Raw genomic sequence first — 21775 nt, 5'->3', positions numbered from 1 at the left:
ATCTTTCCTTCGGGGGCCAGAGAACCTTGGTGGGGTCAGAGAACCTTGCTGAGGAATGCCCGGGTGCGCTCGTGCCGGGGCTCGCCGAGCACGGCGCCGGGCGGCCCGGACTCCACGACGACCCCGTCGTCCATGAAGACGATGGTGTCGCACACCTCGCGGGCGAATCCCATCTCGTGGGTGACGATGATCATCGTCATGCCCTCCGCGCGTACCAGGTCGCGCATGACGTCCAGGACCTCGCCCACGAGCTCGGGGTCGAGGGCCGAGGTCGGCTCGTCGAACAGCATGAGATCGGGCCGCATCGCCAGGGCGCGGGCGATGGCGACGCGCTGCTGCTGGCCGCCGGAGAGCTGGTCGGGGCGGCTGTGCGCCTTGTCGGCCAGCCCCACCCTGGCCAGCAGGGCGTGGGCGCGCTCGCGCACCTCGTCCTTCGGCTCCCCCTTGACCATGATCGGCGCCATCATGATGTTCTCGAGCGCGGTCATGTGCGGGAAGAGGTTGAAGCGCTGGAAGACCATCCCGATGTCCACCCGCTGGGCGGCGATCGCCTTGTCGGGCAGCTCGTAGACCTTCCCGTCGCGCTCCTCGTAGCCGATCAGGCGGTCGCGGAAGTAGAGGCGGCCGGCGTCGATGCGTTCGAGGTGGTTGATGCAGCGCAGGAACGTGGACTTGCCCGACCCGGACGGGCCGATCACGGCCAGCACCTCTCCCTCGGAGACCTCCAGGTCGATGCCTTTGAGCACGTCGAGCGTCCCGTAACGCTTGTGCACGCCTTCCGCGCGGATGAGGGTGTTCATCGGCTGAACCTGCGTTCGATGTAGTGCTGCCCGGCGTTGAGGACGGTCGTGGCCACGAGGTACCAGAAGCAGGCCACCGTGAGGAGGGGGACCTGCTGGAAGTTCCTGGAGTAGATGCCCTGGATCGAGGTCAGGAGCTCCGGCACGGCGATGGCGAAGACCAGGGAGGTGGTCTTGAGCATGGAGACGGCCTGGTTGCCGGTCGGCGGGATGATGACGCGCATGGCCTGCGGAAGAATGATCTTGCGCAGGGTCTGGAAGCGGGTCAGGCCCAGGGCCTGCGCCGCCTCCGTCTGGCCGGGGTCGACGGAGCTGATGCCGGCCCGCACGATCTCGGCCATGTAGGCCGCCTCGTGCAGGCCGAGGCCCAGCACCGCCGCCGCGAGCTGCGTGATGATCTGGTTGGTGTCGAACTCGAAGAACGTCGGCCCCCACGGCACGCCGAGTCCGATCTTCGGCACCACCGCGGAGAGGAAGTACCAGAACAGCAGCTGCACCAGCAGCGGCGTGCCGCGGAAGATCCAGATGTAGAACGCGCTCAGCGCCGACAGCAGGGGGTTGGGCGACATGCGCAGCACGGCCAGCACGGCGCCGCCCGCGATGCCGACCACCATGGCGAGCAGCGTGAGCAGCAGCGTGGTGCCGAGCCCGCTCAGGACCGCGGGGGAGAAGAGGTACTCGCCGACCACCTCCCACTGCATGCGCGGGTTGGCCACCCACCCCTGCAGCAGGAAGATCGCCAGAAAACCCAGGACGGCCGCGCCTGCCCAGCGCCCCGGATGGCGGAGCGGGACCGCCTGGATCCGCTCCTGCGCGGCCGGGGGCGCGCTCTGCCGGGTCGTCGTCACGACTCGCCGCCGTTGATCACGGCCTTGTCGAGGGCGCCCGACGACATCTTCCACTTGTCGAGGATCTTGGCGTAGGAGCCGTTCTCCATCAGCTTCTGCAGCGCCTGCTGCACGGCCTTGGAGAGGTTCTGGTCCTCCTTGTTGACGAGGATCCCGTACGGCAGGAAGCGGTAGGGCTCGCCCACCTGCTTCATCCGCCCGCCGGACTGCTCGGCCTGGTACGTGATGGTGGGCGTGCCGCCGATGAAGGCGTTGGCCCGGCCGGTGGAGACGGCCTGCAGACAGCCGACCGTGTCGGGGAAGACCAGCACCTGGACCGCCGGCTTGCCCGCGTCCGTGCACTTCTTCTTCTGCTGCTGGGCGTCGTCGGCCTGGGCGGTGCCCTGCTCGACGGCCGCCGTCTTCCCGCAGAGGTCGTCGAGCGACTTGATCGCCTGCGCGTCCTTCTCCTGGACCAGGAGCGAGCTGCTGGTCTTGAAGTAGTCGACGAAGGTGACCTTCTCGCGGCGTTCGGGCTTGTCGAGCATCGCCTGGATGGCCAGGTCGTAGCGGCGTGCCTGCACGCCGGCGATGAGGCTGTCGAAGCTGGCCTGGCTGAACGTCACCTCGACGCCGAGCACCTGGCCGACGGCCTTCATCAGCTCGGGCTCCAGGCCGATGATCGACTTGTTGTCGGTGTCGAGGAAGACCAGCGGCGGGTAGTTGTGACCCGCCGCGACGTTGAGCGTGCCACTCTTCTTGATCTTGTCGGGCAGAAGGTCGTGCAGCTCCTGACTCTTCTGCTGCGCCGGGGCGGCCGCCTGGGAAGCGCCGCCTCCCGAACAAGCGGTCAGGGACAGGAGTCCCGCCAGGCCGATTGCGGCGGCTGCTTGGGTGGACCGCATCGAGCAGGACACCCCCTCTCTGGCTCAGTGCTACTACGTTCCGTAAACACCAATATTGGGGGTCCGTTTCGATACGACAAGGTGAGCGAGCATGCGCATTGGTGCACATCCTGTTCAGCCGTCCTTATCCTCTTCCTCGATCCCACCAGCCAGGCGAGTCCAGGAAGGCGATCGCGGGAGCTCGGGTTGGCGTGCGGTCTGGTGATGCTCATCGCCGTACTGTTAAGTTGGATCGATGCTTACCCCGGCGCAGTTGCAGGCCATCCGTGAAGTGGTCGCCACCGGTTCGCTGAGGACCGCGGCCAAGCGGCTCGGGTTCACGCCGTCGGCCATCTCGCAGCAGGTCTCCTCGCTGGAGCGGACCCTCGGCGTCCAGCTGTTCGAGCGCCTGCCGCGCAGCATCCGGCCCACCGCGGCGGGGGCCGAGCTGGCCCGCAAGGCCTCCAGGCTGCTGGCCGACCTCGAGGCGGCGGAGGAGGAGATGCGCTCCTTCGCCACCGCGCACCGGGGCAGACTCCGGCTCGGCAGCTTCTGGTCCGCCGGGTTCCGGCTGGTGCCCGCCGTTCTGGCCGAGTTCCTCCGCGACCGGCCCAACGTGGACATCCGCTACGAGGAGGGCGATCCGCACAGGACCATTCCCGCCGTGAACGAGGGGCGGCTCGACCTGGCCGTGGTCTTCGAGTACGGCATGGTGCCGCACAGCCGGCCGAAGGACCTGACCATGACGTTGATCATGGAGGAGCCGCTATACGTGCTCGTGCCGACCGGCCATCGGCTGGCCGCCCGCAAGCGCATCCAGTTCGGCGAGCTGTCCGCCGAGCGGTGGATCTCCTACACCGAGGGCATGGACGCCTCGCTCAACCTGTCACACATCTGCGCGGCCAGCGGCTTCGACCCCGACGTGCTCTTCCGCACCAACGACTACAACCTGCCCTTCGAGCTCGTACGCAAAGGGCTGGGGGTGGCGATCGTGCCGGAGCTGGCGATGATCGAGTCGCGCGACGTGTGCGTGTTCCGGCTCAGCGACCCCTCGCAGGTTCGCCGGGTCTTCACCGTCTGCCGCGCCACCGACCCCAACCCCATGCTCGCCCACGCGACCAACATGCTCATCAACGCCGCCGAGTCCCTGCACCGGCGCACGGACCTCCCCGTCGCCGTATGAGCTGACGGCTCACGGCAGGTCGGGCAGCCCCAGGTCGAGGTTGGGCCGGTCGATGCCGCCGTCCACCTCCAGCACCTTGCCGGTCAGGTAGCGCGCGGCTGGGGAGACCAGGTAGAGCACCGCGGCCGCCACGTCCTCCGGCTCGCCTATCCGCCGCAGCGGCGTGGCCTGCTCCATCTGGGTACGCATGGCCTCGTCGTTCATGACGATGTCGAGCGCGGAGGTGGCGACCGCGCCGACGGCCACCGCGTTGACCCGTACGGCGGGGGCGAGGTCGAGGGCGGCCAGCCGGGTGTAGTGCGCGAGCGCCGCCTTGGCGGTTCCGTACGCCAGGTAGCCGCGCCCCGCCACGCGGCCCACGGCGGAGGAGACGTTCACGACCGCGCCGCCGCGCTGCAGCAGATGGGGGACGGCGGCCCTGGTCAGCTCGTGCGCGACGCCGACGTTGAACTGAAACGCGTTCTCGAGATGCTTGCGCTTCGTGTCGAGGAACGCGCGGGGCAGCGCGCCGCCCACGTTGTTCACGACGATGTCCAGCCGCCCGAAGGCCTGCGCGGCCCGCTCAGCGAGCGCCTCGGCGGCGCCCGGCACGGCCAGGTCGCCAGGGACGACCAGGGCTCGCCGGCCCGCCTTCTCCACCTGCTCGGCGACCGCGCGGAGCTGCTCTTCCGTGCGGGCGCAGAGTGCCACGTCCGCCCCTGCCTCGGCGAGCGCGACGGCGGTGGCGGCGCCGATGCCCCGGCCCGCGCCGGTGACGATCGCGGCGGCTCCGGTGATCTGGAAGCGGTCCAGGATCATGCCCTCCAGCTTAGGGCGTGACTGGAACTTGTTTCAATTCGCCGGTGAGAAGAGCTGCAGGCGGGCTCCGGCGGCGGCGAACGCCGAGACGATGCGTTCCACCTGGGCATCGGTGTGGGTGGCGGTGATGCTGACTCGGATGAGCGCCTGGCCGGGCGGGACACCGGGCGAGATCATGGCGGTGGTGAAGACGCCTTCGTCGAACAGCTCCCGCCACAGCCGGAAGCAGAGCAGGTCGTCGCCGACCGGCACCGCGATGACCGGCCGATCGGAGGCGACGACCGCGTACCCCATCGCGGCCAGCTCCCCGCTCAACCGCCCGGCCGTCGCCCGCAGGCGGTGGCGGCGCTCCGGCTCCGCCGCGATGATCTCCAGGGCGGCCAGCGCGGCCGCGGCGCACGCCGGGGGCAGCGCGGCGGTGAACACCATGGAGCGCGCGTAGTGCCGCAGGTAGGCGATGATCTCCGCGCGGCCGGCCACCGCGCCCCCGAGGGTGCCCAGTGCCTTGGAGAAGGTGATGGTCTGCAGATCGACCGCGCCCTCCAGCCCGTGCTCCTCGGCCGCGCCCCGCCCGTTCGCGCCGAGCAGGCCGACGTCGTGGGCGCTGTCCATGACGACGCGGGCGCCGTACGCGCGGGCGAGCCTGGCGATGCCCGGCAGCGCGCACACGCTTCCGGAGGTGGAGAACATGCCCTCGGTGACGATCAGTCGCCCCGCGTCGGGATCGCCGGCGTCGAGCAGCCGTTCCAGATGGTCCATGTCGTTGTGCCTGTAGCGGCGTAACCGCGCTCCGCCCACGCGTACGGCATCGATCAGGCAGGCGTGGACCAGCCGGTCGCCGATCACCGTGTCCCCGGGCCCGATCAGCGCCGCGAGGGCCAGATTGGCCAGGTAGCCCGCGCTGGTCACCATGACCGCCTCCCGGCCCAGGAAGGCGGCCAGCCGCGCTTCGAGCTCCTCGTGCAGGGCGAGCGAGCCGTTGCTGAGGCGTGAGCCGCCGGTCCCGGTGCCCAGCCGCCGCGTCGCCTCGACCGCCGCCACCTTCACGCGTTCGTCGCCCGACAGGCCGAGGTAGTCGTTGGAGCCCGCCTGTACGAGCACCCGCCCGTCGATCACGACCTCGCCCTCGCCCGGCCGCTCCTCGACGGCCCGGTAATAGGGATAGACGCCGAGGTCCTTGACGAACTGGTACGCGTCAGGCAGCCGGCATTTCGCGAACACGTCGACCATGGGCTCTCGCCTCCTGCGTGGGGATCCCCGTGTACGGCTCTCGCGAAAAAGTCTGCTCGATCAGCATGGGCAATGCCGGGGAATTATGTCGTTATTACGCGCCTTTTGTGGGGTTTCGGGCGATTTCGATATCCTGCAGGGAGGGATTCAGACCGGCGAACCGAAGGCGGTCTCATGAGCGACCGTGCGGGCAAGCAACCGCGCCGATACCAGTTCTGGAGCCGGCGCGAGCGGAAGGACGTCGACCGTGGGGACGTCGAGCGCGGGGACGTCGACCGTGGGGCCGGCGGGCTCGAGCGCAAGGATGGCGGCCGGGAGGCCGGCAGGCTCGAGCGGGAGCGGCACGACCAGGTGGCGCCGAGCGGCGAGCCGGACGTCCTGCTGGACGTTCCCGTCGTCAAGGTCGAGGAGATCCATCTCGAGGTGAACGACCTCCGGGCACGGGTGTCGCTGAGCGCCGAAGTCCTCGACCTGCTCCGGCTCAATGTCGGCGCCGACGTGGCGCTCGGGCGGGTGGAGCTGGACATCAAGGGCGTCGAGGCGCAGGCGCTGCTCAAGGTGCGGTTGCACAACGTCGCCCTGATCCTCGAAAGGGTGCTGCAGACCATCGACGAGAACCCGCAGATCCTCGAGAACCTGACGCGCGGCCTCGGGTCGGCCGTTCGGGATGTCGGCGGCGGCGCCGGCCGGGCCGTCGGCGACCTCGGCCGCGGGGCCGGGGAAGCCGTGGAACAGGTGGGCGTGGGCGCCCGGGGCGCGGTGCGGGACCTCGGCCGTGGCGCCGGGCGAGCCGTCGAGGACGTCGGCCATGGAGCCGGTGAGGCCGTGGAGGACGTCGGCCATGGAGCCGGTGAGGCCGTGGAGGACGTCGGCCATGGAGCCGGTGAGGCCGTGGAGGACGTCGGCCATGGAGCTGGGGAGGCCGTGGAGGGTGTTGGCCGGGGTGCCGGCGGAGCCGTGGAAGGGGTTGGCCGAGGGGCTGGCGGAGCCGTGGAGGGCGTTGGCCGGGGCGCCGGGGAGGCCGTGGAGGGGGTCGGCCGGGGGGCCGGTGGAGCCGTGGAGGGTGTTGGCCGAGGGGCTGGCGGAGCTGTGGAGGGCGTTGGCCGGGGTGCCGGTGAAGCCGTGGAGGACGTCGGCCAGGAGGTCGGAAAGACGGCCGGATCCGTGGGCGACACGGCGAGGGAAGCCGCCGGCGGTCGTGAGCGCGAGCCCGCCGACGACCGGGAGCGGGTGGCGAGAAGGCCCGCCAGGCGTCCCGTACGCGAGGGCAGGCCCGCCCGGCGCCGCACCGAAGAGGAGCCCGAACCTGAGGAGCGGCCCCGGCGGTCTCGGATCATTCGGCGGCGACCGGACGGGCCGTCATGAATGCCGGCAGCGGCAAGCCGGTGCCGCCCGAATCGGCGGACATCGAGCTCACGGCCACGGTGCAGGCGGACGAGCTCCGCTTCGGCGAGGTGCCACGAACGCGGGTCGACTTCACCGGCGGCCCCGATCGCAAGTCAGGCTCCGGCAGCGACCGAACCAATCTGCCGGACCGCGTGGAGAAGAACGTCACCTATCGGCGCGTCCAGGTCGACTACGCCCTCGTCTCCACGCTCTCCCTCCCCGCGGACGAGTAGCGTCGTCCCCTCCTTCTCGGAAAGCATCTTGTATTTCGGAGCGGATCGCTCCGATATAAGGAGAAGGGGGAGTCATGAAAGCTGTGTGGTTGAGGGAGTTCGGCGGTCCGGAGGTTCTGGTGCCCGGCGAGGCGCCCGACCCGGAGCCCGGCCCGGGCCAGGTGGTGATCCAGGTGGCCGCGATCGGCATCCCGTTCGTGGAGACGCAGGTCAGGTCCGGCAGCGCGCCGGTGCCCCTGCCCGTACCGCCGATCATTCCCGGGAACGGAGTGGGCGGCACCGTGATCGCGGTCGGCCCGGAGGTTGATCCCGCGCTCGCCGGTCGGCGCGTGGTGACGTCACTGGGCGGGTCCGGCGGCTATGCCGAGAAGGCGGTGGCCGAGGCCGCGGGCCTGATCCCCGTGCCGGACGGGCTGGACCTGAACGACGCGGTGGCGCTCCTGGCGGACGGCCGTACCGCACTGGGACTCCATCGTTCGGCGGAACCGCGGCCCGGCGAGTGGGTGCTGGTGGAGTCGGCCGCGGGCGGCGTGGGCACCCTGCTCGTGCAGCTCGCTCTCGGCGCCGGAGCTCAGGTGATCGCGACAGCGAGCTCCCGGCGCAAGCTCGACCTCGCCGCCAAGCTCGGTGCCCACGTCACCCTGGACTACACCGAGCCCGGGTGGGACGACGAGGCACGCCGGGCGACCGGCGGCGCGGGCGTCCAGGTCGCCTACGACGGGGTGGGCGGCGAGATCGGCCGCACGTCCTTCGACCTGGTCTCGCCCGGTGGCCGCTTCCTGATGTTCGGCGCCGCCGGGGGATCATTCACCGACGTGCCCTCCGCCGAGTTCTTCCGGCGCGGCGTCGATCTGATCACCGGCCGCCGGTTGCTCTCCTCGCCGCCGGCCATGCGCGAGCTCGCCGCCGACGCCCTGGCGGAGGCCGCCGCGGGACGCCTCAGCCCCGTCATCGGCCAGACGTACCCCCTGGCCCGCGCCGCCGAGGCCCACGCCGCCATCGAGGCACGGACGGCCCTCGGCAAGACCCTGCTCATCCCCTGACCCCTGGTACCGCGATCTCTACCAGCACCCCGCCTTCCCGCGCCCGCGAAGGGCGTCAAGCACACTGACGTCACGCCGTCCCGAGGCGCCTGGGACGGCCCCCACGGCTGAGCGCGCGTCAACGCCGGGCCGGCCGCGAGCCGGGAGGGCCGCGGCTGGGAAAGCGTCAACGCCGGGCAGGCCGCGAGCCTAGAGCGCCGTGGCCAGGAGCGCTGACGCGACACCGGCCTTCCGCCGCGCGACGCAGGCCAGGCCACCGCGAGGCACCAGCCGTTCCACCTTGTGACGCGGGCCGTTCCGCCGTGCGACGCGGGCAGGGTCGACGTGCGACGCGGGCAGGGTCGCCGTGCCACGTCGGTCGTTCCGCCGTGCCACGCAGGCCGTTCCGCCGTGCGACGCCGGTCGCCTACGGCCGCAATCGGATGGTTGGGCAGTGTCGTGCCCAGGGTTCCGGTGGGTGACGGATGTCCCAAAGATGGCAACGTCCTGATCAGGAGGAGGGCAGGCGCCGCGCGCCACGGTCGGCGGCCCCGCCCGGGCATGCCATCGTGGCTGGTCCCAGCAGCGCCCGGGAGCCGCCGCTCGGCCGTCATGGCCATGGTCCGAGTTGTGAGCCGGCCTCGATCCCCGTACCCGCTGGGTCATCGACCCGGGCGCGAGCACCGAACACGCCAGGCGCGCGCTCGCGCCCGATCATGAGGAAGGCTGGCCAGCGGAGGCATGACCGCCAGGCGAAAGACCCCGACCGGCAGCGGGAGCACGAGCATCACCCGGAGCGGGCGGGGGAAGCGGCGCCGCGTGCGGCTGAGCGTCGCGCAGATCGCCGGCGGCGCCCTGGCCGCGCTCACCGCCGCGATCATGGCCTCCTACCTGGGGGTGGCGGGTACGGTGATCGGCGCGGCGGTGATGAGCGTGGCCACCACGGTCGGCACCGACATTTACGCCCACTGCCTGCGGCGCACCGGCAACAAGGTCAAGCAGCACACCGCCACCGGCTGGCGGAAGCGCTTCGAGACAGGGGCACCGCCGGATCCGCCGCGCAGGCGGCTGAGGTGGCTGCGCCTGGGCGCGGCGGCTGCTCTGGTGTTCACGATCAGCTTCGGCGGCATCCTGATCTACCAGATCCTCGCCGGGGAGACGGTGGCCGACCAGGTGAACGGCAAGACCCGCGCGAAGGCCGAGCCCGGCAGACGGCACGGGCCCAAGGAGCGGCGTACCGAGCCCGGATGGCAGCAGTCGCGTCCCCGCCCGGCCGCACCGGCACCGTCCGGCGCGCGAACCCCGGCGCACTCGCCCACGCCGTCCCTGATCACCCCACAGGCCACCGCGACCACTGCCCCGAGCGACACGACGTCTCCCGCGCCCCTGCACGGCCCACCGGCCACATCCGCAGCGCCGCCGGCCACACCGCCCACTTCGGCCCCCTTTGAGCAGCCGTCTCTCGAGACCACACCGCCCTCCCCGGCACCCGCGCCCGCCGTGCGGTAGACGGTGAGCGATCCCTAGGTGCAGGCGTTCGGGGCGCAGGCGGTCAAAGGGCGCGTGGGTCCCGGTATTACGCTCAGGGCGTCTATGAACACAGTCCTGTACGTGAATCCCACGGCGTCCGCGCCGACATTGTCTCTTCGACCGTGGCGGGCCGAGGACACAGCAGCCCTTGTGGCGGCTCACCGCGACCCTCTCATGCGGCGCTGGATGATCACTCCTCTGGTCAGCGAGGCGGACGCCCGCCGATGGATCGACGATCAGGACAGAGGGTGGGCGGACGGCGTCCGCTTCAGCTTCGCCATAGTGGAGCGCGACCAGCCGGTCGGCCACATCGTGGTCAAGGGTGGCGCCGATCCCGCCGACGCCTCGGCGGAGGTGGGTTACTGGACATCGGCCGAGGCCCGGGGGCGAGGAATCGCTTCCCGCGCCCTTGAGCGCGTATCGCGATGGGCGCTCGGCGCGCAGCGCGTGATGCCGTTGGCCCGCCTTGATCTGCTTCACGCCGTGGGCAACCACGCTTCCTGCCGCGTGGCCGAGAAATGCCGATACGTCCTGAGCTCCGTACTCCCCGCCCAGCCCCCTCTCTTCCCTTCCGAAGGGCACCTGCACGTCCGGCTCCGTGGTTGATCGTCGAGGCCCCGGTACGCCTGTGGGCCAGGCTCGGCAGACGAAGATCTGTCAGTGCCTCCTGGCATGATCCCCGCTATGCGCGAACCCGTGGTGGTCCCCCAGGTCGATGAGGCGGTTGCCGCCGCCCTCGCCTCGGCAAGCTGGATCACGGAGGCGATCGCCCGGGAGCGGGAGCTCCATAGCCTCTCGCACCCCTGGTCCCTTCCGGCCGGCTGGACCGAAGCGGACGGCGCCAGGCTGCGGCGGGAGGCCGGGAAGGTCCGCCGGGACATGGTTGACCGGCTGTCCCGCGAGCGGGGTGTGGCACGGCGAGCCGCCGTGGTCTGTCTCGCGCAGCCTTCACTGAACGGCTACGTCGAGGAGCTCGATCTGGCCCTTTCCGGCTCGGACGGGTGGAGCCTGGTGGAGGTGGCCGCGCTGTTCACCGTCATGCGAGACCGGGACTTTCACTACGGGGAGGAAGTCTGGCTGTCGCGGGTGGTGGAGCTGGTGTTGAGCTTCGACGTCGAGGAGCGGATGGTGCTCTGGGATCCTATGAAGCCGTTCATCCGCGCCGTGGCCGACAGCGGCATCGAGGCGGGCCGGCGCCGCCGGCTGCATCGCCTGATCGCGAGCGTCTTCCAGGCGCGTCCCGATGCGCTGCCGCTGTCGGCGCTGGTGCCCTGTGACGAGTGGGCCATGGTCGTGCGAGATCATCTCGGTGATGCGCCGCCGGAGACCCTGGTACGGCTCATCGACCACCTGAGTGAGCTCAACGGGCCGCGGCCCACGAAGACGTGGCGGGTGCGGTGCTTGGAGTTGCTCCGGCCGGACGACGCCAAGGAGCTGGTGCGGATCGCGCTGGACGCCTTCGACCGGCTCACCGAGTGGAACACCGGCTGGGCCGCGGCCCAGCTGATCGTCTCGGACTCCAACACGGACGTGGCCCGCGGCTTCGTCTGGGCGGCCGCCCTGTTGCGGGCGGACAACGTCGTACCGGCGCTGACGGAGCTCGCCCTGCGCACTGCGGGAGTCCACCGTGATCTGCGGGAGGATCTGAAGCTGGCGGGGGCCGCGATCAACGCGCTGGGTGACTGCGGGGATCCGATGGCGATTGAGGCGCTGTGGCGGCTGCAGCGCTCGATCAGGCATCGGGCGCTGCACAAACAGATCGGCACCGCGCTCGCCGCCGCGGCCGGCCGCGAAGGCATCACCCCCGGTCAGCTGCTTGAGCGCAACATCCCCGATCACGGTCTCGGTCCCGACGGCACGCTGACGCGCACGATCGGCGACTGGACCGCGGTACTGACGGTCGAGGATGCGATGACCGTACGGTTCCGCTTCCGGTCGCCGGAGGGCACCACGGTCGGCACCGCGCCCGCCGGGCTGAAGGGGAGCGACGACCTGAAGGCGCTCAAGGCCGTGCGGAAGGAGATCCGCCAGACGCTGTCGGCCGAGCGCGCGCGCCTGGAGGGCCTGTTGACCGTGGACCGGGCATGGCCGTACGAGGAGTGGGTCCGCTGCTACCGGGACCATCCGATCACCGGTGCCGTGGCGCGCGGGCTGATCTGGGAGGCGGAGGGGAGAAGCTTCCTGTCGGACGAGGCCACGCCGGGATCTCCGGTCCGGCTGTGGCATCCCGCCCGCGCCACTTTGGAGGAGGTCACCGCCTGGCGCGACAGGGTGACCGAACGGCGACTGCGCCAGCCGTTCAAGCAGGCCTTCCGCGAAATATACCCGCGCACTCCCGTCGAGGAGGAGACCCGGGTCTACTCCAACCGCTTCGCCGCCCACATCGTCGACCACCCCCGGCTGTACGCGCTGATCAAAGAGCGTGGCTGGCAGACGGACTGGCTGGGGCCCTTCGACGGCGGCCACGCTGCCGAGGCCAGGAAGGAGCTGGCCGAAGGCGCCTGGCGGGTCAGGTTCCGCTACGAGAGCGCGGGCGTCGGCGCGGGCCGCGACGTGACCCTGGCCGCCACGGACCAGGTGCGCTTCGATCGGCGACAGGGGCGTGCCTTCCGCCAGGCCGAGTTGGCGGAGGTGCCGCTGCTGGTGTTCAGCGAGGCGATGCGGGATGTGGACCTTTTCGTGTCGGTCACCTCGATAGCCGCTGACCCGGAATGGATCGACCGCGGCGACGACCCGCACCCTGCCTATCGGGCCTATTGGACAGAGACCTCCGTCGGCCCGCTGCCGCCGTCGGCCGAGGTGCGCCGCGACGCGCTGGCGCGCCTGCTTCCCCGTACGGCTGTCGCCGACCGCTGCACCCTCACCGACCGTTTCCTGGTGGTCCGCGGCGACCTGCGCACCTACAAGATCCACCTGAGCAGCGCCAACGTCCTCATGGAGCCGGGCGACGTCTACCTGTGCATCATCGCCGACCGCAAACCCGGCGCCCGGCTGTTCCTGCCCTTCGAGGAGGACGGCCGGCTGTCCCTCATCCTCAGCAAGGCGTTCCTCCTCGCCGGCGACAGCAAGATCACTGACGAGAGCATCCTCCGGCAGCTGCGTACCGGCCTCCGCGGCTGACGCGTACTCCCGGTCGCGCTCCCTCGGTGAGTGGATCGTCGGGCGGCTAAAGGCCGAAGGCTCCGCCCTCGACGAGAATGAGCACGCCGATGCCGATCAGGACGATCGGCAGCAGGACGTGGCCCCAGCGGCTCAGCGCCTGAGCGATGATCGGGCGGGTGGCGAAGAACCGTCCGGCGGCACACCACACGGCGACCAGCGCCAGGAAGACGACGATGTAGACACTCATCGAGCCGGCACCGGCGGTGGCGAACACCGGGACATACACGCCGAGGTTGTCGCCGCCGTTGGCGAAGGTGACCGCGGCGACCTCCAGCGCCTTCGGCCCGCCATCACGTACGCCCGTGAGATCGTCCTCGCCGCCGTCGCGGTGGTTCTGCCACGCCTGCCACGCCGCCTTGAGCCCCAGGGCGAGCGGGAGCAGGCCCAGATAGGGCAGGACCGGCTCAGGCAGGAAGGTGGCGCCGAAGGCCGCCGCCGTGGCCACGGCGAGAATGCCCAGGAAGCCGAGGTACTGGCCGGCCACGACCCGCGCGGCCGCGCCCCGGCGTCCGGCGCCCTGGGCGAAGAAGAGCGCCAGGATCAGGATGTCGTCGATGTTGGTGGCGGCGAACAGTCCCGTTGCCTGCCCGATGACGCCCATATTCACGCCGGGTTGTTCCCTTTCGCTGTGCTGTGTCCTGGGTGACCCTACCGGTCAAGAACACAGCGGGCTCCTGCCAGTGAAGGTGATGAAAGGTTCAGGCGCGGGTCGGGCCGGTCGGGTGGCGAGGTTGCCTGGTCAGGTGTGTAGAGGGAGGTGTGGCCAGGGGCACAGGGAGAGGGCGGCGTTGACACTTCGGTGCGGTCCCGCGAACCATCGTCGCAGGAGATGGTTTGGGAGCGCTCCCATACTGTGGCCGCGCCCCATCGAGCCCCAGAAGGCGAGCGATGTCATGTCCCGTCCTCTCGCGCTGCCCGCCCGGCTCTGGGCAGTCGTCGCCTGTGTCGTTCTGGCGATCTGCGGCATCGCCGTGAGCGTCCCCGCTTCGGCGGCCGTCGGATGCAAGGTGGACTACACCGCCAACTCGTGGCAGGGAGGCTTCACCGCGCAGGTGAAGGTGACGAACCTGGGGACGGCGCTCAGCGGGTGGCGGCTGCGGTGGACGTACGCGGGGGACCAGCGGGTGACGAGCGCCTGGAACGCCCAGGTCGAGCAGAGCGGCAAGGTGGTGACGGCGGTCAACGTGGCGTGGAACGGGGCGCTCGCGACGGGCGGCAGCGCCGAGTTCGGCCTGCAGGCCACCTGGTCGGCGGCCAACCCCGCGCCCACCGACTTCACGCTCAACGACGTGGCCTGCAACGGCAGCACCGCGACCCCGAGCCAGACGCCCACCGTGACGCCCACCGTCACCCCGACCGTCACCCCGACCGTCACCCCGACGGTCACCCCGACCGTGCCGCCCGGCTGCTCCGGGGCGACGGTCTGCTCGGGGTTCGAGGACCAGACAGGCGGCCCGTCCGGTGACTGGCAGGTCGTCACCCCCAACTGCGCCGGCACCGGCACGGCCGCGATCGACACCGCGATCGCGCACAGCGGCGGCAAGTCCCTGCGGGTCAACGGGGGCGGCAGCTACTGCAACCACCTCTTCGTCGGCACCACCCGCGACGTCTCCCACGTCGGACCGGTCGTCTACGCCAGGATGTGGGTCCGGCACACGACCGCGCTGCCCGCCACCCACGTCAGCATGATCACCATGGCCGACGCCAATGACGGCAACCGCGACCTGCGCATCGGCGGCCAGAACGGCGCCCTGCAGTGGAACCGCGAATCCGACGACGCCACCCTGCCCGAGCAGAGCCCGGCGGGCGTCGCGCTCAGCACCGCGCTCCCCGTCAACCGCTGGGTCTGCCTCCGCTACCAGATCGACACCACCACACAGTCGATGCGTACGTACCTGGACGACAAGGAGATCGCCGGCCTGCGCGTGGACGGCACCCCGACCCAGGACGTCGACTCCCAGTGGCTGCGCCGCACCACCGCGCCGCGCCCGGCCACGCTACGGCTCGGCTGGGAGAGCTACGGCAACGACCAGGACACCCTCTGGTACGACGACGTGGCACTCGGCTCGTCACCGCTGTCCTGCTAGACCCATGTCATCTTGAGCCCCCGGGATCGCGAACAACTCCAAAGAAGTTCATTCGCGGAGGGGTGTTCGTGGACGATTTCCCGGGGGACAGACGCGCGCAACGGATCGTGGTCGGCAGAGCGGGCGAACTGCCGGCGTGGCTGCTCGACGGCATGTTCCGCCTCCGCCACAGGGTGTTCTACGAGCGTCTGCGCTGGGACGTCGCCAGCGTCCGCGGAAGGGAGCGCGATGTCTTCGACGACTGCGATCCGGTCTATGTGATCAGTCATGTGGCGGGCAGCCAGGAGGTCACCGGGTGCTGCCGGCTGCTGCCCACGGTCGGTCCCTACATGCTCCCCGACGTCTTCCCCGAGGCGTTACGTGGCGGCCAGGCTCCTCGTGATCCGGCCGTCTGGGAGCTGAGCCGCCTGGCCACCGGTCGCGCCCGGTCCCTTACCGTGGGGGCGGGTTTCGGGCCCCTTGCCCGCGCGCTGTTATGGGAGGCGTTCCGCTGGGTCGATCAGCACGGGGACGCCGTGGTCGCGGTCTCCAGCGTGGCCGTGGAGCGCAGCGTGAACGCCATGGGCGTTCCCACCCGGCGCCTCGGTGACGGCAGAGCGACGCGCCTCGGCAGGATGCTCTGCTCGGCCTACCTCACGTCGACCAGGACCTTCCTGGAGAAGGTGTGTCCTGTGTGGGAAGGGCGGTAAGAGGCTGCGCGCCGACGCCGGCGCGCAGCCCTGACCAGGTCAGGTTCCCTTCTTGCCGGTGCCGGGCACGCAGGACGAGCCCAGCGTTTCCAGCCGGCCGGATTGCTGGGTGGTACGCGGCCGCGGCGTGCGCGTGGCGGTGGCCGTACTGGTCGGAGAAGGGGTGGCGGGCGCGGTGCGGACCACCTGGGCCGAGCCGCGGGAGCGCGCGATGGCGGCGCTCGCTGCCTTGCGGATGCGTGGATAGTCCGGGTAGGCCGGGTTGTACGCGGGCGGCACGAAGTTCAGCTTGGACACGCGGGCGCCCTTGACCTTCTGCGCGAGCGGCACCAGGTCCTGCAGCAGGTCGCGCGGGATGTCGGTGCGGAAGGTCTGCTTGGCGGCGTGGGCCAGGGCGTTGAACTTCAGCAGCACGTTGCTCGGGTTGAGCTGGGTGAGCATGGCGCTCATCACGCACTGCTGGCGGCGCATCCGGGTGTGGTTGTCGGCGCCCGCGCAGGTGCTGCCGGGATGGTCGCGGGCCCGGCCGTACCAGAGGGCCTGGGTGCCGTTGAGGGTGCGGGTGCCGGCCTTGACCACGCCGCCGTCGGCACGGCCCACGCCGTAGCAGATGTCCTGCTCGACATGGATGGTGACGCCGCCGAGAGCGTCGATCAGACGCGCCACGCCCCACATGTTGACCAGCATGTAATAGTCGATCTTGAGGCCGAGGATCTGGCCGAGCGCTCCCTTGACCGCCTCCGGGGCGCGGTTGGGGGAGTGGCCGGCGACCTCGGGGTGCATGTCGGCGTAGGCCCAGATGCCGTTGATCAGGTCGGCGGAGCCGCGGCCCTGGCCCGGCGGCAGCCAGAAGTTCTTCGGCGGCGGGAACCGCTTGGCCAGCGCGGAGCCCGGCGGGAAGGGCGCGTTCTCCAGCTCGCGCGGCAGGGCGAACACCACCGCGTCGCCCGTGCGGACGTCGATGCTGACCACGTTGATGCTGTCGGTGCGGATGCTCACCCCCTTGCGCGAGCTCGCGCCGTCGCCGCCCAGCAGCGCGATGTTGAGCCGGTCGCGTCCCCGCCACGGATCCTTGTGATCGATCGGCTGCGAGGGCGAGGACTGGAAGACGCTGCCGAGCGCGTCGTTGGAGGTGCGGGCGGTCGTGGCGACCAGCCCGAAGGGCAGCGCCACGGTCACCGTCAGCACGCCCGCGACGGTGCCCGTACCGATCTGGCCCCATCTGCTCAGCCTGCTGGGGCGCAGCACGATGTACGAGCTGATCACGACCGCGGCCCAGGCCAGCCCGGCCACCACGCACAGCCCGGTGACCACGGCCAGCCAGGTCGGGTCAATGAGCAGACCAGCCAGTGCCTCGCCGTTGACCAGCGCGACCACGGCGCCGATCAGCAACACCCCGAAAATCCCCACCATGATCAGACCGGTACGCTTGCGCCCGGCGCGCAAATGCGCGGCACCTGGCACAACGATCGACGCGAGCGTCCAGCCGATCACGGAGGGAGCAGTCCACCTGCGCATCCGCTCTCCCCTTGGGCAACACAGTGCCCCATCGTGCAAGGAATTTAGCAAATCGGGCCGCCGGAAATGTCCCGGTAGATGGAAGTGATCGTATTGTCGAGGGCCCTCCCGGATGTGAAGATCGGGGAATGCCCCCCTCAAGAGCCGCTCTGTCGGTGCTCGCCGTCGCCGCGTCTGTGCTGCTGACCAGCGGAAACGCCGAGGCGTCGGCGGACCTGCCGTTATCCTCGGCGATCTTCCGCGCCACGCACAACAGCTACTCCGGCAACGTCGACGGCGCCAAGAACTCGATCGCCTACCAGCTCGACCACGGCATCCGCTTCATCGAACTCGACATCCACGACAACGACTACGCCACCGCACGCGACTACTCCGTCGGCCACGACTCCCCGGGCAACCTGGTCGACCACGCGGGGAACCCCGCCTCCAACCTCCTGCGCGACTGGCTCAACGTGATCAACACCTGGTCCGCGCAGCATCCCACGGCCGCGCCGATCGTCGTCGGGCTCGACGTCAAGGACGACCTGACCGACAACCCCTCGTACGCCGCCGGCAACCTGGCCGCGCTCAACCACGAGCTCACCTCCGTCTTCGGCTCGCGGCTGTACTGGGCCAAGGACTACCCGGCGAGCCCGCCGACGGTGGACGCGCTGCGGGGCCGGGTGCTCCCGGTGATCTCCGGCGACGGCAAGACCCGCACCCAGTACAAACGCGACATCGGCTACCACCCGGCCGTCGCGATCAACGGCCGCGGCCAGGTCGTGGAGGTGCATGACTCGGGCGCGGGCGCGCTCTGGTACTGGACCGGCACGTACGGACCCGACGGCCGCGTGACCTGGCTACGCCACGGCAAGTACGACACCGGCGTCACCCCGGCCGTCGCGCTGAACGACAACGGCGACCTGGTCGAGGTCCACCAGTCCGAGAACGCGACCACGCTGTGGTACCACACCGGCCGCCTCGGTGCCGACGGGGAGATCACCTGGTCGCCCAGCCGCCGGTACGACGACGGCGTCCTGCCGACGGTCAGGTTCACCGACCCGGCAGGCACCCGGGTACGCGAGATACACCGCAGCCCGAGCAGCAGCCAGAACTGGACCTGGGACGGCGTGCTCGACGCCGGCGCGATGACGGTCTCGTGGAGCGGCAACGCCAAGACCTCCGACGCCCGCTACGACAAGACCACCTCGACCAGCGGCACGTCGCGCGTACACGTGTGGACCGGCGCCGACGGCCCCACCCCGTCCCAGACCCTGCGGCTGGACACCGACAGGTACGCCGGCGACCGCATCCGCTACCAGCAGACCGCCTTCGACGAGTTCCAGCGGGGCGACAGCGCGGAACTCCAGCAGGGCGCGCTGTTCTACGCGGCGCCCGCCTCCGAGTCCTCGTTCATCACCGCGGCACGGCAGGCCGGGCGGCTCGTGCGCGGCTGGGACTTCGACTCGGCGGGCAACGCCACCGACCCGCCGGCGAACTATCCGGCGACCAACTACCCGTACCGCGCCTGGTACCAGGACCTTCTCACGCAGTCCGGAGCCGTCGAGTAGGACGCCCGGCCCAACGCAAAGAGATCTTTGCTCTGGATCCGGATTCCCTTCCGCTCCTGATGGAAGCCATCGGAGAAAGGGGGCACGGAGATGGCGCGATGTCTGGTCACGGGGGCCACCGGCTACATCGGCGGCCGGCTGGTCCCCGAGCTGCTCGCGGCCGGTCACGAGGTCCGCTGCATGGCGCGGTCCCCGCAGAGGCTGCGCGACCTGTCGTGGGCGGCGCGGACGCACATCGTCAAGGCCGACGCCACCGATCCCGGGCAGACGAGACAGGCCCTGGACGGGATCGACGTGGCCTACTACCTGATCCACACGATGGGCGGGACCGGCCGGTTCGCCGAGAACGACCGCAGGGCGGCCGAGATCTTCGCGGCGGCGGCCGAGCGGGCCGGGGTGCGCCGGATCGTCTACCTCGGCGGCCTCGTCCCCGGCGAGCGGCTCTCCCCGCACCTGCGTTCCAGGGCCGAGGTCGGCGAGATCTTCTTGAAAGCGGGCGTGCCGGCGGTGGTGCTGCGCGCCGCGGTGGTCATCGGCTCAGGCTCGGTCTCCTTCGAGATGCTGCGTCACCTGACCGAACGGCTGCCGGTCATGACGACGCCGCGCTGGGTGCACAGCCGCACGCAACCCATCGCCGTCCGGGACGTGCTGCGCTACCTCACCGCCTGGGCGAGCGTGCCCGCCGAGGTCAACCGCGCCTTCGACATCGGCGGCCCGGACGTGCTGACCTACGCCGACATGATGCAGGGGTACGCGTCCGTGGCCAGCCTGCCCCATCGCATGATCATCCCGGTGCGGGTGCTCACCCCGAAACTCTCCAGCCTGTGGGTCGGGCTCGTCACGCCGGTCCCCTCAGGCATCGCGCGGCCGCTGGTCGAGTCGCTGCGCAACGAGTCGGTCTGCGGCGAGCACGACATCAGCCGGTACGTGCCCGACCCCGAAGAGGGGCTGATCGGCTTCCCCGAGGCCGTGCGGCTCGCGCTCAAGAAGATCAAGGAGGCCGATGTCGCGACCCGCTGGTCGTCGGCCGCCACGCCCGGCGCCCCGAGCGACCCGCTGCCGACCGACCCGGACTGGGCCGGCGGCAGCCTCTACACCGATTCCCGCAGCATCCAGGTGAGCGCGGACCCGGAGGCTCTGTGGCAGGTCATCGAGGGCATCGGCGGGCGCAACGGCTGGTACTCGCTGCCGGGCGCCTGGCACCTGCGCGGCCTGCTGGACCGGCTCTTCGGCGGCGTCGGCCTGCGTCGCGGGCGGCGCGACGCGTACCGGCTGAGGGTGGGCGACACCGTCGACTTCTGGCGCGTGGAGGAGGTGCTGCCCGGCCGCCTCCTGCGGCTGCGGGCCGAGATGCGGCTGCCCGGCCTGGCCTGGCTGGAGCTGGGCGTCTCCCGCTCCTCCGGACGTACGTACTACCACCAGCGGGCGATCTTCCACCCGCACGGCCTGCTCGGCCACCTCTACTGGTGGGCGACGTCCCCCTTCCACGGCCTGGTCTTCGGGCGCATGCCCGTCAACATAGCGGCGAAGGCGGCCCGGCAACCGCTGAGGGGCATCTACTCGCCGGGGCCGTCCAGCCGCGGGGGATAGCCGGGCGGCGGCGTGGGCAGCCGCCAGGGCTCGTGGATGTGCTCGGCGGGCAGGCCGGCGAGCTCGGGCACGTGCCGCCGGACGTAGTCGCCCATCGGGTCGTACCGTCTGGCCTGGCGCAGCGGGTTGAAAGAGCGGTTAGGCCGGGTGTCGTTGCCGGTGCCGGCGACCCACTGCCAGTTGCCGGAGTTGTCGGCCACGTCGCCGTCGAGCAGGAGCTGGAAGAAGTGCCGGGCGCCGGCACGCCAGTCGAGGCCGAGGCGCTTGACGAGGTAGGCCGCAGTGATCAGGCGGGCCCGGTTGTGCATCCAGCCCTCTGCCAGCAGTTGGCGCATGCCCGCGTCCACGATGGGCAGCCCGGTCATGCCGGCCTGCCAGGCCTGCAGCGCGTCCTCGTCGTGCCGCCAGCGCCGTTCGCCGTGGCGGTAGTTCTCGCGGTTGATCTGCGGGAACGCGTACGTCACCTGGTGGTGGAAGTCCCGCCAGCACAGCTGGCGGACGAACTCCTCGCTCCGCTCGGCACGGCAGGCCAGCTCCAGCGGGGACAGGCAGCCGAAGCGCAGGTACGGGCTGAGCCGCGAGGTCCGGTCGCCCGCCAGGTCGTCGCGCCCGTCGGCGTAGCCGTCGAGGCCCTGCCGCAGCCACCGCTCGGCGCGCTCGCGGGCCGCCGACTCACCGCCGGGCATGGCCCCGCGCCGGTCGGGATCGGGCAGCCGGCCCGCCGCCAGCCCCTCGGGGACCCGCACCTGCCGGGGAGGCGGCAGCTGCGGGCGACGGCTGTGACGCTGCCACGCGCGCCAGTACGGCGTGAAGACCCGGTAGTGGTCGCCCCCGCCCGAGGGCAGCAGCTCGGCCGGGGGCACGACGGTGACGCCCGGGAAGCGCAGGAACTCGATCCGCTCCCCAGCGAAGCGCTCCTCACGCCGCCGGGCGAGCGAGCTGACGTCGGCGCCGGCGAAGACCGCCTCCGCGCCCAGCTCGGTGGCCAGCCGCATCGTCTCGCGGACGGCGTCGCCCTGCCGCACGACCAGATCGCCTCCGCGCGCCCGCAGCGAGGCGCGCAGATCGGCCAGGCACTCCAGGAGGAAGCCGTGCCGCTGCCCCTCCGGTACGGCCGGGTCCAGCACGAACAGCGGCACCACCCGCGCGGCCCGATCACACGCGGCGGCGAGCGCCGGGTGGTCGTGCACGCGCAGGTCCCTGTTGAACAGCACGATCGCCGTGTCCATCAGCGCGTTCTCCCCCTGATCACGCATGTGGACAGTATGGGTCAGACGCCGGTCGCA

19 protein-coding genes are annotated in these 21775 nt (G+C 71.0%); 11 read left to right on the top strand and 8 right to left on the bottom strand.

The features are described from left to right. Nucleotides 1–35: 35 nt before the first annotated feature. Genes AB0H84_RS21605 through AB0H84_RS21595 form a run of 3 tightly spaced genes read right to left on the bottom strand, consistent with a single transcriptional unit; the run spans nt 36 to nt 2532 of the window. On the bottom strand, nt 36–800 hold the full coding sequence (locus AB0H84_RS21605) for an amino acid ABC transporter ATP-binding protein (RefSeq protein ID WP_357606717.1): 765 nt from the start codon (nt 798–800) through the stop codon (nt 36–38). Further along, complete coding sequence (locus AB0H84_RS21600) at nt 797–1648, bottom strand: amino acid ABC transporter permease (RefSeq protein WP_357606714.1); 852 nt, start codon at nt 1646–1648, stop codon at nt 797–799. Before AB0H84_RS21600 ends, AB0H84_RS21605 begins: the two co-directional genes overlap by 4 nt. Beyond that, nucleotides 1645–2532 (bottom strand): ABC transporter substrate-binding protein, encoded by an 888-nt coding sequence (locus AB0H84_RS21595; RefSeq protein ID WP_357606711.1) that lies wholly within the window; start codon nt 2530–2532, stop codon nt 1645–1647. The genes AB0H84_RS21600 and AB0H84_RS21595 overlap by 4 nt, the downstream gene beginning before the upstream one ends. Before the next feature lie 235 nt (nt 2533–2767). Here AB0H84_RS21595 and AB0H84_RS21590 point away from each other — a divergent pair, with 235 nt between their 5' ends. Continuing rightward, complete coding sequence (locus AB0H84_RS21590) at nt 2768–3694, top strand: LysR family transcriptional regulator (RefSeq protein ID WP_357606708.1); 927 nt, start codon at nt 2768–2770, stop codon at nt 3692–3694. Nucleotides 3695–3703: 9 nt separating this feature from the next. On the opposite strand, the gene AB0H84_RS21585 is transcribed toward AB0H84_RS21590, so the two are convergent. Both AB0H84_RS21585 and AB0H84_RS21580 read right to left on the bottom strand, forming a co-directional pair. Further along, nucleotides 3704–4492, bottom strand: a complete 789-nt coding sequence (locus AB0H84_RS21585) for an SDR family oxidoreductase (RefSeq protein WP_357606705.1) — start codon at nt 4490–4492, stop codon at nt 3704–3706. 33 nt (nt 4493–4525) lie between these two features. Next, nucleotides 4526–5722, bottom strand: coding sequence for an aminotransferase class I/II-fold pyridoxal phosphate-dependent enzyme (locus tag AB0H84_RS21580; RefSeq protein ID WP_357606702.1), 1197 nt, complete (start codon nt 5720–5722; stop codon nt 4526–4528). 174 nt (nt 5723–5896) lie between these two features. On the opposite strand from AB0H84_RS21580, the gene AB0H84_RS21575 reads away from it, so the two are divergent. From AB0H84_RS21575 to AB0H84_RS21550, 6 genes are all read left to right on the top strand, one after another. Beyond that, complete coding sequence (locus AB0H84_RS21575; protein ID WP_357606700.1) at nt 5897–7087, top strand: hypothetical protein; 1191 nt, start codon at nt 5897–5899, stop codon at nt 7085–7087. Beyond that, complete coding sequence (locus AB0H84_RS21570; RefSeq protein WP_357606697.1) at nt 7084–7341, top strand: hypothetical protein; 258 nt, start codon at nt 7084–7086, stop codon at nt 7339–7341. The genes AB0H84_RS21575 and AB0H84_RS21570 overlap by 4 nt, the downstream gene beginning before the upstream one ends. Before the next feature lie 74 nt (nt 7342–7415). Beyond that, a complete protein-coding gene (locus AB0H84_RS21565) occupies nt 7416–8384 on the top strand; it encodes a zinc-binding dehydrogenase (protein ID WP_357606694.1) in 969 nt (322 codons plus the stop codon). A 720-nt stretch (nt 8385–9104) separates the two neighbouring features. After that, nucleotides 9105–9872 (top strand): hypothetical protein, encoded by a 768-nt coding sequence (locus AB0H84_RS21560; RefSeq protein ID WP_357606691.1) that lies wholly within the window; start codon nt 9105–9107, stop codon nt 9870–9872. Between the two features lie 84 nt (nt 9873–9956). Next, complete coding sequence (locus AB0H84_RS21555; RefSeq protein WP_357607162.1) at nt 9957–10499, top strand: GNAT family N-acetyltransferase; 543 nt, start codon at nt 9957–9959, stop codon at nt 10497–10499. Nucleotides 10500–10577: 78 nt separating this feature from the next. Further along, on the top strand, nt 10578–13013 hold the full coding sequence (locus AB0H84_RS21550) for a DUF4132 domain-containing protein (protein ID WP_357606688.1): 2436 nt from the start codon (nt 10578–10580) through the stop codon (nt 13011–13013). 46 nt (nt 13014–13059) lie between these two features. On the opposite strand, the gene AB0H84_RS21545 is transcribed toward AB0H84_RS21550, so the two are convergent. Beyond that, nucleotides 13060–13662 carry a cadmium resistance transporter gene (locus tag AB0H84_RS21545; protein WP_357606685.1) on the bottom strand — a complete coding sequence of 201 codons (603 nt, stop codon included), beginning with the start codon at nt 13660–13662 and terminating at the stop codon, nt 13060–13062. Between the two features lie 286 nt (nt 13663–13948). Here AB0H84_RS21545 and AB0H84_RS21540 point away from each other — a divergent pair, with 286 nt between their 5' ends. Next, a complete protein-coding gene (locus AB0H84_RS21540; RefSeq protein ID WP_357606682.1) occupies nt 13949–15142 on the top strand; it encodes a cellulose-binding domain-containing protein in 1194 nt (397 codons plus the stop codon). 68 nt (nt 15143–15210) lie between these two features. Further along, on the top strand, nt 15211–15831 hold the full coding sequence (locus AB0H84_RS21535) for an acyl-homoserine-lactone synthase (RefSeq protein ID WP_357606679.1): 621 nt from the start codon (nt 15211–15213) through the stop codon (nt 15829–15831). Nucleotides 15832–15870: 39 nt separating this feature from the next. On the opposite strand, the gene AB0H84_RS21530 is transcribed toward AB0H84_RS21535, so the two are convergent. Further along, the gene (locus tag AB0H84_RS21530) at nt 15871–17349 is read right to left on the bottom strand and encodes an LCP family protein (RefSeq protein ID WP_357606676.1); all 1479 of its coding nucleotides are present in this window, start codon (nt 17347–17349) and stop codon (nt 15871–15873) included. Nucleotides 17350–17477: 128 nt separating this feature from the next. Between AB0H84_RS21530 and AB0H84_RS21525 the strand changes: the two genes are divergently transcribed. Continuing rightward, complete coding sequence (locus AB0H84_RS21525) at nt 17478–18899, top strand: hypothetical protein (protein ID WP_357606673.1); 1422 nt, start codon at nt 17478–17480, stop codon at nt 18897–18899. Nucleotides 18900–18989: 90 nt separating this feature from the next. Continuing rightward, nucleotides 18990–20489: an SDR family oxidoreductase gene (locus tag AB0H84_RS21520; protein ID WP_357606670.1), complete on the top strand. Its 1500-nt coding sequence runs from the start codon at nt 18990–18992 to the stop codon at nt 20487–20489. Here AB0H84_RS21520 and AB0H84_RS21515 read toward each other — a convergent pair. After that, complete coding sequence (locus AB0H84_RS21515; RefSeq protein ID WP_357606667.1) at nt 20456–21745, bottom strand: deoxyribodipyrimidine photo-lyase; 1290 nt, start codon at nt 21743–21745, stop codon at nt 20456–20458. The genes AB0H84_RS21520 and AB0H84_RS21515 overlap by 34 nt on opposite strands. Nucleotides 21746–21775: the final 30 nt, after the last annotated feature.

Origin of the sequence: Nonomuraea sp. NPDC050786, from assembly GCF_040654115.1 — a bacterium.
GTDB lineage: Bacteria > Actinomycetota > Actinomycetes > Streptosporangiales > Streptosporangiaceae > Nonomuraea.
The sequence above is the reverse complement of the archived record's forward strand: the minus strand, read 5'-3'. Positions and strand labels throughout refer to the sequence as shown.

Coding starts and splice junctions, on each gene's coding strand:
- AB0H84_RS21605 (WP_357606717.1), bottom strand. CDS start 800: ATGAACACCCTCATCCGCGCGGAAGGCGTGCACAAGCGTTACGGGACG.
- AB0H84_RS21595 (WP_357606711.1), bottom strand. CDS start 2,532: ATGCGGTCCACCCAAGCAGCCGCCGCAATCGGCCTGGCGGGACTCCTG.
- AB0H84_RS21590 (WP_357606708.1), top strand. CDS start 2,768: ATGCTTACCCCGGCGCAGTTGCAGGCCATCCGTGAAGTGGTCGCCACC.
- AB0H84_RS21585 (WP_357606705.1), bottom strand. CDS start 4,492: ATGATCCTGGACCGCTTCCAGATCACCGGAGCCGCCGCGATCGTCACC.
- AB0H84_RS21580 (WP_357606702.1), bottom strand. CDS start 5,722: ATGGTCGACGTGTTCGCGAAATGCCGGCTGCCTGACGCGTACCAGTTC.
- AB0H84_RS21575 (WP_357606700.1), top strand. CDS start 5,897: ATGAGCGACCGTGCGGGCAAGCAACCGCGCCGATACCAGTTCTGGAGC.
- AB0H84_RS21570 (WP_357606697.1), top strand. CDS start 7,084: ATGAATGCCGGCAGCGGCAAGCCGGTGCCGCCCGAATCGGCGGACATC.
- AB0H84_RS21565 (WP_357606694.1), top strand. CDS start 7,416: ATGAAAGCTGTGTGGTTGAGGGAGTTCGGCGGTCCGGAGGTTCTGGTG.
- AB0H84_RS21560 (WP_357606691.1), top strand. CDS start 9,105: ATGACCGCCAGGCGAAAGACCCCGACCGGCAGCGGGAGCACGAGCATC.
- AB0H84_RS21555 (WP_357607162.1), top strand. CDS start 9,957: ATGAACACAGTCCTGTACGTGAATCCCACGGCGTCCGCGCCGACATTG.
- AB0H84_RS21550 (WP_357606688.1), top strand. CDS start 10,578: ATGCGCGAACCCGTGGTGGTCCCCCAGGTCGATGAGGCGGTTGCCGCC.
- AB0H84_RS21540 (WP_357606682.1), top strand. CDS start 13,949: ATGTCCCGTCCTCTCGCGCTGCCCGCCCGGCTCTGGGCAGTCGTCGCC.
- AB0H84_RS21530 (WP_357606676.1), bottom strand. CDS start 17,349: ATGCGCAGGTGGACTGCTCCCTCCGTGATCGGCTGGACGCTCGCGTCG.
- AB0H84_RS21525 (WP_357606673.1), top strand. CDS start 17,478: ATGCCCCCCTCAAGAGCCGCTCTGTCGGTGCTCGCCGTCGCCGCGTCT.
- AB0H84_RS21520 (WP_357606670.1), top strand. CDS start 18,990: ATGGCGCGATGTCTGGTCACGGGGGCCACCGGCTACATCGGCGGCCGG.
- AB0H84_RS21515 (WP_357606667.1), bottom strand. CDS start 21,745: ATGCGTGATCAGGGGGAGAACGCGCTGATGGACACGGCGATCGTGCTG.